Source organism: Paludibacterium purpuratum (genome assembly GCF_004363805.1).
Classification (GTDB): Bacteria; Pseudomonadota; Gammaproteobacteria; order Burkholderiales; family Chromobacteriaceae; genus Paludibacterium; species Paludibacterium purpuratum.
In genome coordinates this window covers 22,963-38,298 of sequence record NZ_SNZP01000021.1, presented here as the reverse complement: position 1 = coordinate 38,298, position 15,336 = coordinate 22,963, and the positions used below count along the sequence as shown (strand labels likewise).

Annotated in this window: 16 protein-coding genes; 13 read left to right on the top strand and 3 right to left on the bottom strand. The window is 63.4% G+C overall.

The annotated features are described in order from the left end of the window. Positions 1–140 precede the first annotated feature (140 nt). Together DFP86_RS18695 and tsaE are read right to left on the bottom strand one after the other, a co-directional pair. Positions 141–1,388 carry an N-acetylmuramoyl-L-alanine amidase gene (locus DFP86_RS18695; protein ID WP_133684155.1) on the bottom strand — a complete coding sequence of 416 codons (1,248 nt, stop codon included), beginning with the start codon at positions 1,386–1,388 and terminating at the stop codon, positions 141–143. Next, positions 1,346–1,834, bottom strand: a complete 489-nt coding sequence (gene tsaE / locus DFP86_RS18690) for a tRNA (adenosine(37)-N6)-threonylcarbamoyltransferase complex ATPase subunit type 1 TsaE (RefSeq protein ID WP_133684153.1) — start codon at positions 1,832–1,834, stop codon at positions 1,346–1,348. The genes DFP86_RS18695 and tsaE overlap by 43 nt, the downstream gene beginning before the upstream one ends. Between tsaE and queG the strand changes: the two genes are divergently transcribed. Beyond that, positions 1,833–2,918 (top strand): tRNA epoxyqueuosine(34) reductase QueG, encoded by a 1,086-nt coding sequence (queG, locus tag DFP86_RS18685; protein WP_133684151.1) that lies wholly within the window; start codon positions 1,833–1,835, stop codon positions 2,916–2,918. The genes tsaE and queG overlap by 2 nt on opposite strands. Position 2,919: 1 nt before the next feature. On the opposite strand, the gene DFP86_RS18680 is transcribed toward queG, so the two are convergent. Then, on the bottom strand, positions 2,920–3,336 hold the full coding sequence (locus tag DFP86_RS18680) for a MaoC family dehydratase (RefSeq protein ID WP_133684149.1): 417 nt from the start codon (positions 3,334–3,336) through the stop codon (positions 2,920–2,922). Positions 3,337–3,618: 282 nt separating this feature from the next. Between DFP86_RS18680 and DFP86_RS18675 the strand changes: the two genes are divergently transcribed. From DFP86_RS18675 to gspK, 12 genes are all read left to right on the top strand, one after another. Continuing rightward, positions 3,619–4,368: an electron transfer flavoprotein subunit beta/FixA family protein gene (locus DFP86_RS18675; RefSeq protein ID WP_133684147.1), complete on the top strand. Its 750-nt coding sequence runs from the start codon at positions 3,619–3,621 to the stop codon at positions 4,366–4,368. Position 4,369: 1 nt separating this feature from the next. Beyond that, a complete protein-coding gene (locus tag DFP86_RS18670; protein ID WP_133684145.1) occupies positions 4,370–5,311 on the top strand; it encodes an electron transfer flavoprotein subunit alpha/FixB family protein in 942 nt (313 codons plus the stop codon). 93 nt (positions 5,312–5,404) lie between these two features. Then, on the top strand, positions 5,405–7,186 hold the full coding sequence (locus tag DFP86_RS18665; protein ID WP_133684143.1) for an acyl-CoA dehydrogenase: 1,782 nt from the start codon (positions 5,405–5,407) through the stop codon (positions 7,184–7,186). Positions 7,187–7,419: 233 nt separating this feature from the next. Then, a complete protein-coding gene (locus DFP86_RS18660; protein ID WP_133684141.1) occupies positions 7,420–7,929 on the top strand; it encodes a hypothetical protein in 510 nt (169 codons plus the stop codon). After that, the gene (gene gspD, locus DFP86_RS18655; protein WP_133684139.1) at positions 7,926–10,016 is read left to right on the top strand and encodes a type II secretion system secretin GspD; all 2,091 of its coding nucleotides are present in this window, start codon (positions 7,926–7,928) and stop codon (positions 10,014–10,016) included. The genes DFP86_RS18660 and gspD overlap by 4 nt, the downstream gene beginning before the upstream one ends. Then, positions 10,013–11,422 carry a type II secretion system ATPase GspE gene (gene gspE, locus DFP86_RS18650; protein ID WP_133684137.1) on the top strand — a complete coding sequence of 470 codons (1,410 nt, stop codon included), beginning with the start codon at positions 10,013–10,015 and terminating at the stop codon, positions 11,420–11,422. Before gspD ends, gspE begins: the two co-directional genes overlap by 4 nt. A gap of 1 nt (position 11,423) precedes the next feature. After that, positions 11,424–12,623: a type II secretion system inner membrane protein GspF gene (gene gspF / locus DFP86_RS18645; RefSeq protein WP_133684135.1), complete on the top strand. Its 1,200-nt coding sequence runs from the start codon at positions 11,424–11,426 to the stop codon at positions 12,621–12,623. Positions 12,624–12,652: 29 nt separating this feature from the next. Then, positions 12,653–13,087, top strand: coding sequence for a type II secretion system major pseudopilin GspG (gene gspG / locus DFP86_RS18640; RefSeq protein ID WP_133684133.1), 435 nt, complete (start codon positions 12,653–12,655; stop codon positions 13,085–13,087). Positions 13,088–13,092: 5 nt separating this feature from the next. Beyond that, entirely contained in the window at positions 13,093–13,539 is a 447-nt protein-coding gene (locus DFP86_RS18635; RefSeq protein WP_133684131.1) for a prepilin-type N-terminal cleavage/methylation domain-containing protein, read from the top strand. Beyond that, complete coding sequence (gene gspI, locus DFP86_RS18630; protein WP_133684129.1) at positions 13,536–13,907, top strand: type II secretion system minor pseudopilin GspI; 372 nt, start codon at positions 13,536–13,538, stop codon at positions 13,905–13,907. Before DFP86_RS18635 ends, gspI begins: the two co-directional genes overlap by 4 nt. A 5-nt stretch (positions 13,908–13,912) precedes the next feature. Beyond that, entirely contained in the window at positions 13,913–14,446 is a 534-nt protein-coding gene (locus DFP86_RS18625; RefSeq protein ID WP_208108404.1) for a PulJ/GspJ family protein, read from the top strand. After that, complete coding sequence (gspK, locus tag DFP86_RS18620) at positions 14,443–15,327, top strand: type II secretion system minor pseudopilin GspK (RefSeq protein ID WP_133684126.1); 885 nt, start codon at positions 14,443–14,445, stop codon at positions 15,325–15,327. The genes DFP86_RS18625 and gspK overlap by 4 nt, the downstream gene beginning before the upstream one ends. Positions 15,328–15,336: the final 9 nt, after the last annotated feature.

Sequence of the window (15,336 nt, the reverse complement as noted above, 5' to 3'; positions counted from 1 at the left end):
TCAAGCTCAAGCTAAAAGGCCTGAGTCCTGTAAGGTACAGAACTCAGGCCTGGCAAGCCTAGCAGCAAACTGTCCAACTTATTGGGGTCAGTTCAGGATGCTTGCCGTTTTCGTTTGCCGGCGATGGGTGCCCGCGTGGATTACACCCGGGCCAGCGCCGCCCCTTGGGCGAAGTAGACTTTGATGCCGTCGAAGATCGCTTGCGCCATCTTTTGCTGGAAATCGCTGCTGATCAATCGCTGCTCTTCGTCGGGGTTACTGATGAAGGCGGTTTCTACCAGGATGGAAGGTATATCGGGGGCCTTCAGGACTGCGAACCCCGCTTGTTCGACTTTCCCGCGGTGTAGCCGGTTGAGCGCTCCGGCCTGATTGAGCACCAGTCGGCCAAGTTTCAGGCTGTCGTTGATGGTGGCGGTCTGAGTCAGGTCGAACAGCGTATTGGCCAGATATTTGTCGCGGGTATTGGCGATCTTGACCCCGCCGATCAGGTCGGCGGCGTTCTGGCTTTGTGCCAGGTAGCGGGCGGCGGTGCTGGTGGCCCCTTTGTCCGAGAGCGCAAACACAGAGGTTCCGTTTGCGCTCGGGTTGGGAAATGCGTCGGCATGGATCGAAATGAACAGGTCGGCGTTCAGCTTGCGCGCCTTGGCCACCCTGACGCCGAGCGGGATGAATACATCGTCCTCGCGCGTCATGTAGGCCTTCATATTGCCATCCGCCTCGATCAGCGTCTTGAGCAGATGGGCGATCTTGATCACCACATTCTTTTCGTGATTGCCGGCCGGGCCCGTGGCGCCCGGATCTTCTCCGCCATGGCCCGGATCGAGCATGATCACGATCGGCCGGGTACTGCTTGGCGCCGGTTTGCTGCGGGTGCGCACCTCGGGCTGGGTCATGGTGCCCTTGTTGTAGTCCTCCAGGAGCCCCAGCAGAGGGTCGTCCTGCGCGGCGGCACCGGTTGGGTATAGGTCGACCACCAGCCGGTTCTTGAAGTCGGCGATCGGCGCCAGCGTGAACACCTGTGGCTTGATTGGCGTTTTCAGTTCTAGCACCAGGCGCACGGTATCCGGCGAGAACTGCCCGGCGCGCGCCGATTTGATGAACGGATCGGTGGCATTGATCTGGTTGCCGATGTCTTTGAGGATGCTGTTGAGGCTGAGGCCTTGCAGGTCGACCACCAGTCGATCCGGATTGGCCAGGGTGAATGTCTTGAATTGCACCGCGGCGCTGGTTTCCAGCGTCACGCGGGTATAAGTGGACGAGGGCCAGACGCGCACGGCGACCAACTGGCTCTCGGCGGCCTGGCTTACGCGGCTGACCGACAGGATCAGCGTTGCGGCGGCCAGGTTCAGCAGTCGGCGGCGGTTTGGGTCGAATGGCGTGTCAGACATGTTTTTCCTGCCTCGGTCAAAGCGGTGAATCGGTAGTGTCGGCCCTGCTCGGCCACTTCCAGTGCCAGGATCAGATCCGCCGGCGGTAGCAGGCCTTGCGCCTTGTCCGGCCACTCCACCAGACACACGGTCTCTTGGCCGAAATATTCGCGAAAGCCTGCCTCCTCCCATTCCTCGGGGTCGGCGAAGCGATACAGGTCGAAGTGGTGTAACGTGAAGGGAGCGAGCGGATAGCTCTCCACCAGCGTATAGGTCGGACTTTTGACCTTGCCGTGCCAGCCTAGGCCTGCGAGCAGGCCACGGGTGAAGGTGGTTTTGCCGGCGCCCAGGTCGCCATGGAGGTGGATCACCAAGCCCGGCGAAAGTGCGCGCGCGAAACGACCGGCGAGCGCCAATGTGGCGGCTTCGTCGGGCAGATGGCTTTGGCTGGTATCATATGAATCCATGAGCGACATTTCCTTTCAATCTCCGGATTATCCCGAATTGGCGCGGCAAATCAAAGCCTGGAGCCGGGAATTCGGTTTCGCCGATGCGCATATTACCCGTCCGTCATTGCCGGCAGAGGCAGAACGGCGGCTGGCCGATTGGCTCGCCGCGGGTTTCCATGGCGAGATGGACTATATGCAGCGTCACGGCGCCATGCGAGTGCGGCCGGACGAACTGGTGCCCGGCACTTTGTCGATCGTCAGCGTGCGCATGAACTATTGGCCGGCACATGCCGCCGATGCCGCAACCCAGTTGCAGGATGGCCAGCAGGCCTATCTATCGCGCTACGCGCTGGGGCGCGATTATCACAAGGTGCTGCGCGGGCGGTTGCAAAAGCTGGCCGATCGTATCCAGGCGGCTGTCGGGCCGATTGGCCACCGCGCCTTCACCGATAGCGCGCCGGTCGCCGAGGTGGCGCTCGCAGCCCAGGCTGGCCTGGGGTGGCGCGGTAAGCACACGCTCCTGCTGACGCGCGAGCAGGGTTCGCTGTTTTTCCTCGGCGAACTGTTCACCACGCTGCCGCTGCCAGCCGATCCGCCGCAGCAAGAGCACTGCGGTCGTTGCCGCAGCTGTCTGGATGCCTGTCCAACCGGTGCGATTGTCGCGCCGTACCAGGTCGACGCGCGCCGCTGTATTTCCTATCTCACCATCGAACTCGCCGGGGCGATTCCCGTGGCCTTGCGACCACTGATCGGCAATCGGGTCTACGGTTGCGACGATTGCCAGTTGGCGTGCCCGTGGAATCGCTTCGCGGCGGCCGGCGCGGAGGCGGATTTCGATGTGCGCCATGGGCTCGACCGCGCGAGCCTGGTCGAGCTATTCGCTTGGAGCGAGGCCGATTTTGGCGCGCGCATGGCCGGCAGTCCGATCTATCGCATCGGTTATCAGCGTTGGCTGCGCAATTTGGCGGTGGGGCTGGGGAATGCGCCGTCCTCGGACGAGGTCAGGGCGGCTTTGCTCGCGCGCGCAGACGATCCGTCGGCTCTGGTGCGCGAGCATGTCGCCTGGGCGCTGGCCCGGCACGGCGTGCCGAGCCGGGAGTGAATCAGGTGCGAGTCGGCGCGATGACCAGCGACTCGCCTTCCATCACCACTTTGTCGCCCACCGCGCATTGCGTCGCCAGCGTGACCCGCTTTTTGGTTCCATCCAGCGCGACCACCGTCACGCGTGCCACCACGGTTTCTCCTAGTTTTACCGGGGCTTTGAACTTGGCCGATTGCGACAGGTAGATTGTGCCTTCGCCCGGCAGTTTGGTGCCGAGGATGGTCGAGATCAGACTGGCGGTCAGCATGCCGTGTGCGATGCGCGTCTTGAACGGGGTCGTCTCGGCATAGGCTTGATTGAAATGCACCGGATTGGTGTCGCCGCAGGCGGCGGCGAACATGAGCACGTCGGCCTCGGTGATGGTCTTGCCGAATTCGGCACTGTCGCCCATGTTCAGATCTTCGAAGTAAACGGTCATTGTGTGTCCTGTCTATGACAATGAAATTGTGAGTCCATAGTAGCGCAGTTTGCTGCCATGCAAATTATCGATAGATGACGTAGTATCGGAAGTTGGTTGCATTTATGCGACGTTATGCTGGTGGCAAGTAAAACAAACGCTTGTTTGAATTGTCTTGTCATGCATAATTCATGACGTATCCTCAGTCGACGACAACCGGCAACCAGACCGGCCTCGACTGCATGCACGTCTACGCTGCGCCTTTGATACAACCCAATATGCTCAATATGGTGAACCAGAACGATGAAAGCCCTTGTCGCAGTGAAGCGCGTTGTTGATTACAACGTGAAAGTCCGTGTCAAAGCCGACGGCTCCGGCGTTGATATCGCCAATGTGAAAATGTCGATGAATCCGTTCGACGAAATCGCGGTGGAAGAGGCCGTTCGCCTGAAAGAAGCAGGCAAGGTCTCGGAAATCGTGGTGGTGTCGCTCGGCGTCAAGCAGTGCGAGGAAACGCTGCGCACCGCGCTGGCCATGGGCGCAGATCGCGCCATCCTGGTGGAAACCGAGGTCGAGTTGCAGCCGCTGGCGGTGGCCAAGCTGCTCAAGAGCGTGGTCGAGCGCGAACAGCCGCAGTTGGTGATCCTCGGCAAGCAGGCGATCGACGACGATGCCAACCAGACCGGTCAGATGCTGTCCGCATTGTTGGGCTGGGGCCAAGGCACCTTTGCCTCCAAGGTGGTCGTCGCGAGCGAGAGCCTCAATGTGACGCGCGAGATCGACGGCGGCATGGAAACCGTCGAATTGCGCCTGCCGGCCATCGTCACCACCGACTTGCGCCTGAACGAGCCGCGTTACGTCAAGCTGCCGAATATCATGGCCGCCAAGAAGAAGCCGCTCGACAAATTGACCCCGGCGGATCTGGGCGTCGACCCGTCCGCACGTCTCAAAACCCTGAAAGTCGCCGAACCGGGCAGCCGTGCCGCCGGCGTCAAGGTGGCCAATGCAGCCGAGCTGGTGGCCAAACTCAAGAACGAAGCAAAGGTGCTGTGACATGGCCATTCTTGTTATTGCTGAACACGACAATCACAGCCTGAAGGCAGGCACCCTGAATACCCTGGCCGCAGCCGGCAAGATCGGCGGCGACATCCATCTGCTGGTGGCCGGTCACCAGTGCGGCGCTGTGGCTGAGGCCGCGAAGCAAGCCGCCGGCGTCGCCAAGGTGTTGCTCGCCGACGATGCGCTCTATGCGCACGGCCTGGCTGAGAATCTGGCGCGCCTGGTGATCGCCCTGGCCGACGGCTACAGCCATGTATTGGCGCCCGCCACTGCCAGCGGCAAGAACTTCCTGCCGCGCGTCGCCGCGATACTCGACGTGGCGCAGATTTCCGACATTGTCGCCGTCGAATCGCCGAGCGTGTTCGTGCGCCCGATCTATGCGGGCAACGTACTGGCCACTGTCGAATCGTCCGATCGCATCAAGGTGATCACCGTGCGCACCACCGCATTCGATCTGGTGGCCGCGACGGGCGGTGCCGCAGTGTTGGAGAACGTGGCCGCCGCGGGCGATGCGTCGGTGTCGCGCTTCGTCTCGCAAGAGCTGACCAAGTCCGACCGTCCGGAACTGGCTTCCGCCAGCATCATCGTTTCCGGCGGTCGCGCACTGGGGTCGGCCGAGCAGTTCAAGGCGGTGCTCGAACCGCTGGCCGATAAACTCGGTGCCGCATTAGGCGCTTCGCGCGCCGCCGTGGATGCCGGCTACGCGCCGAACGACTTCCAGGTCGGCCAAACCGGCAAGGTGGTCGCACCGCAACTGTACGTCGCGGTCGGTATTTCCGGCGCCATCCAGCATCTGGCCGGCATGAAGGATTCCAAGGTGATCGTGGCCATCAACAAGGACGAGGAGGCACCGATTTTCCAGGTGGCCGACTACGGCATCGTTGGCGACCTGTTCACCGTGGTGCCCGAACTGTTGGCCGAATTGTCCAAGGCCTGAGCACCATGAAGCAGTAACCAAAACCGGCAAGCGGCCCATCGACGCAGCTTGCCGGTTTTTTTATAACGATATGCAGTAACACGGGAGAAGAAAATGAACTATCAGGCACCGCTCAAGGAGCTCAACTTCGTGTTGAACCAGATCGCCGAGCTGCCGTCGATCTGCAGCCTGCCGGGCTACGAGGACTGCAGCGTCGAGTTGGTGGAGGCCATCCTGGAGGAGGGCGCGAAATTCGCCGAACAGGAGCTGGCGCCGATCAACCGGCAGGGCGACCAGGGGGCGCGCTGGCACGATGGCGAGGTCACCGCCGCGCCAGGCTTCAAGGAGGCTTGGCAACGTTACGTCGAGTCCGGTTGGGTGGGGTTGCGCGCGCCGGCCGACTACGGCGGGCAAGGCCTGCCTGCCCTGGTGGCGTTGGCCGCCGAGGAAATGTGGTGTTCGGCCAACCTGGCGTTCTCGTTGGCGCCGATGCTGACGCTCGGTGCACTGGAAGCGATCGAGCACCATGCCAGCGATGTGCTCAAGCAGCTTTATCTACCGCGCATGGCCTCGGGCGAATGGACCGGCACCATGAACCTGACCGAGCCGCAGGCCGGTTCCGATCTGGCCCAGGTTCGCACCCGCGCCGAACGCCAGGCGGACGGCAGCTACCGTATTCAAGGTCAGAAAATCTTCATTACCTGGGGCGAGCACGACATGGCGGACAACATCGTCCACTTGGTGCTGGCACGCCTGCCCGATGCGCCGGCCGGGGTGAAGGGCATTTCGCTATTCATCGTGCCGAAGTTCCTGGTGAATGCCGATGGTAGCCTGGGCGCGAAAAACGACGTGCGCTGCGTGTCGATCGAGCACAAGCTCGGCATCCATGGCAGCCCGACCGCGGTCATGAGCTTCGGCGACCAGGCGGGGGCCATCGGCTACTTGGTGGGCGAGGAGAACAAGGGACTGGCCTACATGTTCACCATGATGAACCATGCCCGGCTCGGTGTCGGCATCGAGGGACTGGCCGTTTCCGAGCGCGCCTACCAGGCCGCGGTCAATTACGCGCGCGAGCGGGTGCAAAGCCGTGCCGTCGGTTCCGCGGATGCGGCGGGGGTGCCGATCATCCGCCATCCGGATATCCGCCGCATGTTGATGACCATGCGCGCGCAGATCGAGGCGCAGCGTGCGTTGGCATGCTATGCCGCCGCCGCGCTGGATCGCGCCGGGCACCACCCGGTGCCGGAAGAGCGTGCCAAGAATCAGGCCTTGCTCAATTTCCTGATTCCGATCGTCAAGGGCTGGAATACCGAGCAGGCCAACGAGATCACCTCGATGGCCATCCAGGTTCACGGCGGCATGGGTTATATCGAGGAAACCGGCGTGGCGCAGTACTATCGCGATGCCCGTATTACTGCCATCTACGAGGGCACCACCGGTATTCAGGCACTGGATCTGATCGGTCGCAAGACGGCCGCCGACAACGGGGCGGTAGCGCAGGCGCTGTTGGAAGAGGTGTTGATGACCGTGCGCGAGCTGGATGGGGCCGGTTTGTCGGATCTGGCGCGCAATTTACGCCGCGCGGCCGCCGACGCCAGCCGTGCCATCGGCTTCGTGCTCGAACATTTCAACGCCCGGCCAACGTGGCCGGCCGCCGGCTCGGTGCCGTTTCTCAAGCTGATGGGCATCGTGCTCGGCGGTTGGCAGATGGGGCGTGCCGCGCTGATCGCCCAACGCCTGCTGGGCGAGCATGGCGCGGATGTTGTATTCCTCGAAAGTAAGCTGACAACGGCGCGTTTCTACGGCGAGCATCTGCTACCGCAAAGCGGCGGTCTGGCGCATGCCATCGTCGAGGGGGCCGAGAGCGCGTTGGCGCTGGACGAGGCCCATTTCTAAATTCAGCATCGGCTGACATGGCCGGGGTGCGACCGCACCCTGGCTGTTTGCTATTCTTCCTTATTGTTCCGAGGTCGGGCCGACCACGCACCCTTGTCATTTTTAACAGATTGTTAATAATGACACGCCGAATTAGGCGCTTAAGCATTGTCACTACATCGTACCTGTGTTTTCGACCACCTGTTCCTATGAACAGGTGAAGGGGACGGCGACGATCAGTACGCTCGGACAGGATGAACCTCTACTTTTTCGATACTCTTTCACCCCGGTTGGCTCGGGGGGCGGCGGCACTGGCGTTGCCGGCGGCACGCGCCCTGATCCTGATGGCCTGCATTGGCTGGACCGGCTGGCGTTTACACCCGCTATTGGCGAATCAGCCCGCCTCATCGCTACGCGATGCTCAGCCCGACCTTGTCGCCGATGCCGCTCAGGCTGCCAACCGGCATTGGTTCGGCGTCGAGACGCCGCCTGTCGCGCCGCAGCTGACCGTGCTGGGCGTCTTTGCGCCCGGTCAAGGCGCTCGGCAGCCCGGCTTTGCCATTGCACGCCACGATGGCGGCGATAGCGCCTTGCTGACCGGCCAACGCGTCGGCGATTGGCAGGTGATGACCATTGCGCCAGAGGGGCTGACGTTGGCGTTGGGGCGGGCGCGCCAATTTTATCCGTTAAACCGTGCCGCAACGGGCGGCGCAGCCGGCGTGTCGAGCGGCGCCGAGGCACCTCCGCTGGGGGACGACGAATGAAGCGTCTCAAAGCGCGCAAGCAGGCTTTAACTGCCGTGTTATTCTGCCTGGCGTTCGCATGCAGCGTCCTGCCGGCCGTCGCCGCCGAGCCATCGTCCGGCGAGACCGTGACCCTCAACTTCGCCAATGCCGACATCGATACCGTGGTGCGCGCCATCGGCGAGCTGACCGGTCGGAATTTCCTACTCGACCCGCGCGTCAAGGGCACGGTCAACATCATCTCGGCGCAACCGGTGTCGCGTCAGCTTGCCTACCAGATCCTGCTGTCGTCGTTGCGGCTGCAGGGCTTCAGCGCCGTCGAGGGCAATGGGGTGGTCAAGATCGTGCCGGAGGCGGACGCCAAGCTGCATGCCCGGGTCGGTAGTACGCACCGCGGCGACGGCGAACGGCTGATCACTCGCGTGTTCATGTTGAAAAACAGCAATGCCGCCCAGCTTTTGCCGGTGATCCGCCCAATCGTATCGCCCAATAACGCGCTATCGGCTTTTGCGCAAGCCAACGCGTTGGTGGTCACGGACTACGCCGACAACATCCGCCGTATCGAGTCCATCGTCGCCAGCGTCGAGGGCGTGGCCGATGGCCAGACGGCGGTGATTCCGCTGCTATACGCTTCCGCACCCGAGTTGGCCGGTACGCTGACGAAATTGATGCAGGATAACGCCGCCGATGGCAGCCGCCTGAACATCAATGCCGATAGCCGTGCCAACGTGCTGCTGGTGCGCGCCGATCTGCCCGGACGACTGAACCAGGTCAAGCAACTAGTGCGCATGCTGGATCAACCGAGCCAGGCCGGCGCCAATGTGCGCGTGATCTACCTGAAGAATGCCGACGCCGCCCGCGTGGCGCAGACGCTGCGCGCGCTGTTGAGCAGCAGCGCGGCGCCGCTGACCGAAACCCGCAAGACCAGCAGTTTGCCGTCGTCGTCGGCTGCCAGCGGTATCGGCCAGGGAACGACCGGCGGCAATGCCGACAATAGCGCCGTCGCACAGCCCACTTCTGCGCCCTCGATGCCATCCTCCAGTGACAACGGCACGGCCGATACCCAGCAGCAGCAAGGTGCCGCTGGCAATGCCGGTTCGCTGATCCAGGCGGATACGGCCAGCAATGCGCTGATTCTGAACGTGCCGGACAGCATGTATCGCAATCTGCGCACGGTGGTCGATTTGCTCGACCGCCGCCGCGCCCAGGTCTACGTCGAAACCCTGGTGATGGAAGTCTCGGCGCAGCGTCTGCAGGAGCTTGGCGTGCAATGGATGGCGCAGCAGCCAACCGCCATTTCGGGCTCGACCTCGGGCGCGACGACGGGGGGCAATCTGACGATTCAACTCGCCAATCAAGGTCTTGGTTTGAGCGCCGGTACCGGCCGCGGCGTGCTGCATGTGCCTGGGCTGGGCAATGTGCTCGACCTGACCGCGCTGGCGCGTGCGCTGGAAACCAAGGCCGAGGGCAACGTGCTGTCCAATCCGACGCTGATGGCGACCGACAACGAACCGGCGCGTATCGAGATCGCCAAGGAGGTTTCGGTACAGACGGCGCAATCGCCCATTACCAGCGGCAGCAGTGGCGCCACGACGGTATACAACAGCTTCGATCGCAAAACGGTGGGTCTGAAACTTGCCATCGTGCCGCAGATTTCCGAAGGCGGTACCGTGCGGATGAAGATTCTGCAGACCGCGTCGTCGATCGACCCGAACAGCGCCAATACGTTGCAGCCGGAGTTCAACATCCGTTCGGTGGAGACCTCGGTCACCGTCGACGACGGCGGTATCATCGCCATCGGCGGCCTGATCCAGGAGACCGTCAACGATACGGAAGACAAAGTGCCGCTGTTGGGCGACCTGCCGGGCGTCGGTTGGCTGTTCCGCCATCAGACGAAATCACGCGTAAAGACCAATTTGCTGGTGTTCCTCAAGCCGACCATCTTGCGCGACGACGCCGGTGCGCGGGCCATCGCCGAGGATCGATACCGCTACATCATCGGCGAAAGCGAGCGTAAAAACGCGCAGCCCTTGCCGCTGGACGCCAAGAGCGCGCTGGAGTCCCTTCCCACCGGTATCAAGGCACTGCAACCGGAGTCCAAGCCGTGAGCGAGCGGTTGCCGTTTGCCTTTGCCCGCGATCGTGGCGTGCTGCGCCTGGACGACGGCGCTTGGCTGGTGCGCGAGGGGGCGCTGCCTGACGGTTGGAGCGAGGTGCAGCGGCTATTCGGCGCGCCGACGCGAGTCGAATTGCAGGCGGGGCGCGACTTCGAGCAGTCGCTGGCGCGGTTTTACGCCAACCACGATGGCGCGGCCGGCGTGGTGGACGATGTCGGGCAGACGCTCGACGTGGCCAGCATGATCGAAGCGCTGCCCACCGTGGAGGATTTGTTGGAGAGCGAGGGCGACGCGCCGATCATTCGCATGATCAACGCGCTGTTGGCGCAGGCCCTGCGCGATCAGGCCTCGGATATTCACATCGAACCTTTCGAGGATCACTCGGTGGTGCGCTTCCGCCTCGACGGCACGCTACGCGACATCGTTCGGCCGCATCGTGCGCTGCATGCCGCCATGGTGTCGCGCATCAAGATCATGGCGAGCCTCGATATCGCCGAAAAACGGCTGCCGCAAGACGGCCGCATCTCGTTGCGCTTGGGTGGGCGCCCGGTCGATGTGCGCGTCTCCACCTTGCCGACCGGCTTCGGCGAGCGGGTGGTGTTGCGCTTGCTGGATAAGGAGGCGGCCAGGCTCGATCTGAGCGCGCTCGGTATGCAGCCGGATACCCTGACGGCCGTGGATCGGGTGATCCGTCAGCCGCACGGTATTTTCCTGGTGACCGGCCCGACCGGTTCCGGCAAGACCACCACCTTGTATGCCGCCTTGTCGCGTCTGGATGCCGGACGCACCAACATCATGACCGTCGAAGATCCGGTCGAATACCACCTGCCGGGCATCGGCCAGACCCAAGTCAACCCACGCATCGAAATGAACTTCGCCCGGGCGTTGCGCGCCATGCTGCGACAAGACCCGGACGTGATCATGATCGGCGAGATCCGCGACTTGGAAACCGCCCAGATCGCCATCCAAGCATCGCTGACCGGCCATCTGGTGCTGGCCACGTTGCATACCAACGATGCCGCCAGCGCGGTGACGCGCTTGGCCGATATGGGGGTCGAACCGTTCTTGCTGGCATCGTCGCTGCTGGCGGTGATGGCGCAACGTCTGGTACGCCGGCTGTGTCCGGACTGCCGTCAGCCGGTAGGCGAGGGCGGACGTTATCGTCCGGTCGGTTGTGCCGTTTGCGGTTTCAGCGGTTATCGCGGTCGTATGGGGTTGTACGAATTGCTCACCGTCGACGAAGCGCTGCAGCGGCTGATCCATGCCGGGGCCGCCGAGCAGCAGATGCGCCAGCATGCGGCGCAGCACGGGATGCGCTGCCTGCGCGACGAGGGCATGCTGCGCGTCGATGCCGGGGAGACCTCGCTGGAAGAGGTGCTGCGCGTGACGAGAACCTGACATGGCCAATTTCCGTTATCAGGCACTCGATGCCGGCGGTCGGCGTGTGCGCGGCACCCTGCAGGCCGATTCGGCTCGCCAGGCGCGCAGTCGACTGCGCGAGCAGGGGCTGGTGCCGACCGTTCTTGCTCCGCAAGGGCGAACCGTGGCGCAACTGCGGCGCGGCGGATTGTCCTCCGGCAGTCTGGTATTGCTGACTCAACAACTGTCGACGCTGCTCAATGCCGGTTTGCCGCTGGAGCGGGCATTGACGGCGGTGATCGAGCAGACGGCCGCCAGTACGCCGCGCCAAGTGCTCGAAGGACTGCGCGGCGACATTCTGCAGGGCCAGAGTTTTGCCCATGCGCTCGAGGCGCGGCCTGGCGTCTTTTCGCCGCTTTATCGCGCACTGATCGACGCCGGCGAGCATAGCGGTCGTCTCGGCGCGGTGTTGGCGCGGCTGGCCGACTATCTGGAGCGACGTGCGCGTGCGCGTCAGAAGGTGGTTCAGGCCCTGGCCTACCCCGCTGCGGTCATGCTGGTGGCCGTGCTGGTGGTGACCGGCCTGATGACTTGGGTGGTGCCCCAGGTGGTCGGCGTCTTCGTGCAGAGCCATCAAGCGCTGCCATGGCTGACTCGGGCACTGATGGCCGTGTCGGCCAACCTGCGCGAATGGGGTGTGGCGATGCTGCTGGCGCTGGCGCTCTCGGTGCTGGCGTTGCAGCGAGCCTTGGCGCGGCCCGTTTGGCGACGCGCCGTCGAAACCCGCCTGTTGCGCCTGCCTGTCGTAGGGAGTCTGGTGCTGGCGCTCAATACCGCGCGCATGGCCAGTACCCTGGCGATCCTGGTGTCCAGCGGCGTACCGCTACTGAGCGCCTTGTCCACAGTGCGACCGTTGCTGGGTTGTCTGATCCTGCGCGAAGCGCTGTCTACCGTCGCGGACGCCGTGCGCGAGGGGCAGACCCTGGCACGCGCGCTGTCGGAACGCGGCTGCTTTCCGCCGGTGCTGGTGCACTTGGTCGGTAGCGGCGAGGCCAGCGGCACCCTGGCCACCATGCTGGAGCGCGCTGCCGAACAGCAGCAACAAGAGGTCGAACGACGGCTCGGCACTTTCAGTGCCTTGATGGAGCCGTTGTTGATCCTATTCATGGGGGGCGTGGTGCTGGTGATCGTGTTGGCCATCATGCTGCCCATTATCGATATGAATCAGATGGTGCGATAAGTCAGCGGGGCTAACGACAAGGAGCGGTTATGCAGCAGGCAGGAAATCGTCAACGGGGTTTTACCCTGATCGAAATCATGGTGGTCATCGTCATTCTCGGCGTATTGGGGGCGCTGATCGTCCCTAAGGTGATGGGTCGGCCCGATGAGGCGCGCATCGTCGCTGCGAAGCAGGATATCAACGCATTGATGCAGGCGCTTAAGCTCTACCGGCTTGATAACGGTCGTTATCCGACCACGGCGCAGGGCTTGTCTGCCTTGGTGCAAAAACCGTCGTTGCCGCCCGAGCCGAGAAACTGGAAGCCGGGAGGCTACCTCGAACGTCTGCCCGAAGATCCGTGGGGTACACCCTATCGTTACGCCAATCCAGGTACCCATGGCGAAGTCGATTTATGGAGCCTGGGGGCCGACGGCCAACCGGGTGGCGAGGGCGTCAATGCCGATATCGGCAACTGGATGCAATAAGCGGCATGCGCGGTTTCACGCTGCTCGAAGTGCTGGTGGTCATCGCGATCATCGGCATCATGACGACATCGCTGACATTGTCGATGCGACCGGATAGCCATCGTCAACTGCAAGACGAGAGCTATCGTTTGGCGCGCGTACTGGAGCAGAGCGTGGCGGCGGCCGAGGAAGGGGATCCGCTGGCGCTCGACTGGCGTCCGGATGGCTATGCCTTTCGCCGCCGCGATGCGCAAGGGCGCTGGCAGACGGTCGGCGATGCGTTTTTCGCCGCGCACCAGTGGCCGGACGGTATCCGCGCCAGCGTGCGGCGCGCCCCCGGCTCGTCGCCTTGGGACTTATGGCTGCAGGGGCAGAGCCCATGGCTGGTCTTGCGTCTGCAGACCGACGAGCGCCAAGTGGATCTGACGCTGTCGCCCCTGGGGCGGGTGACCGTGGCCGGAGGCGTACCGTGAAAGACGAGCGGGGGTTTACTTTATTGGAGGTGCTGGTAGCGCTGGCGATTACCGCCATTGCCCTGGCGGCGTTGCTGCGTGCCAGCGGCTTGGCGGCCGAGAACAGCATGACCTTGCGCGAGCGCATGCTGGCAGGCTGGGTGGCCGAGGATTTGATGGCTTGGCTACAGCGGTCGGATAACCCGCCGCCGCTGGGCGAACAACGCGGCGCGCTGTCGCGCGACGATCACGATTGGCGCTGGCATCAGTCCGTGGCACCGAGCGACGAGGAGGGACTACTGCGCGTCGAGATCAGCGTGCAGTCAGGTCGAGGCGCGGACTATCCCTTGGCCAGTCTGGTGAGCTTTGTGCCGAGGCGGCGCGAATGAACGCCATGCGCCGAAATCAGGCCGGAATGACGCTGATCGAGCTCCTGGTGGCGATGAGCCTGATGGCGATTCTATCGGTGTTGGGCTACAAGGGCTTCAGCGCACTGTTGATCTCCCGCGAGCGTTTGATGGAGGTATCGGCGCAATGGGTGGATCTGGCACGGGTGTTTGCCCGGCTCGGCGGCGAGGTGAGCAATCTGTCGCCTGCCGTGGGCAGTGTGCCCAGTGTGCAACTGGAGGGCGACACGGATCGGCAGGTGTTGCGTCTGGCCTTGCCCAGTAGCTTGCTGGCCAGTGGCGTCGACGATGTGGCCTATCAAGTCGGGGTCGGCGGGCTCGACTGGTCGACCGCGCGGGCCGCCGGCCAGACCTTTCCGCTCTTGGGCGCGGGTTATCGCGTGCATTGGCGGCTGCAACTCGAGGATGGGCGCTGGGTGGATAGCTGGCGCCAAGGCGGCGAGAATCGGCCGCGGCTCTTGGAGATGCAGGTGAGCAACCCGGCTTTCGGTACGATCACGCGTTACTGGAGAGTGTCGTGAAGGCCGAGCGCGGCATGGCGGTGATCATGGCGCTGCTGTTGGTGGCGCTGGCGGCTTCGGCTGCGAGCCTGGTTCTGTGGCAGCAGAGCTTATGGTGGCAGCAGGTGGAAGCGGATCGACAGCGCGCCCAGGCTCAGTTGTTGCTCGACGCGCAATTGGCCTGGGCCGGATTGCGCCTGCGCCCGACGCCGCTGGTGGCATTGAACCAGCCTTGGGCGCGTCCTTGGCGCGGTCAGGAGGGCGATTATCGCTGGCAGGCCGACCTAACCGATTTGCAGTCGCGGCTCAACCTGAATGCATTGGCCGACCCACAGGGGCGAATCAACAAAAGCATGCTCGACAGCTACCGACGCCTGCTTACCGCGTTGCAATTGCCGGGCGCCTTGGCCGACAGCCTGGTCAAGTGGCGGGCGTTGCGCGACCCCGATGCCCAGGATCAAGACCCCAGGCCGGTGCGCGCGGTGCGCGACTGGCGCCAGTTGGGCGAAGTGCCTGGATACGCGCCGCAGGTTTTGCGTGTGCTGGCGCCCTATGTCGCACTGCTGCCGTCCGAGTTCAACCTGGTGAACTTGAATACCGCCTCGCCGCAACTGTTGGCGGCGATGGTGCAAGACTCGTCGCTTGGCACGATCGCTCAAGTGGTGCAGGGACGGGAGCGACTGCCGTTTCGCGATGCCAGCGACTTTTTCTCACGGCTTGGGCGTCGACCCGATGACGGCGCACAACAGATGTTCGGCGCGGGATCCTCGATTTTTCTGCTGAGCGGAACAGTGCGCTACCACACTGCCGTGCGGCGGATCGATGCCATTCTTAAAGTGGAAGCTGGGCGGGTGCGTGTGCTGGCCCGTCCGGATCGGGGGGCACTGCCTCCTTTGTCATGAATGAAAGTT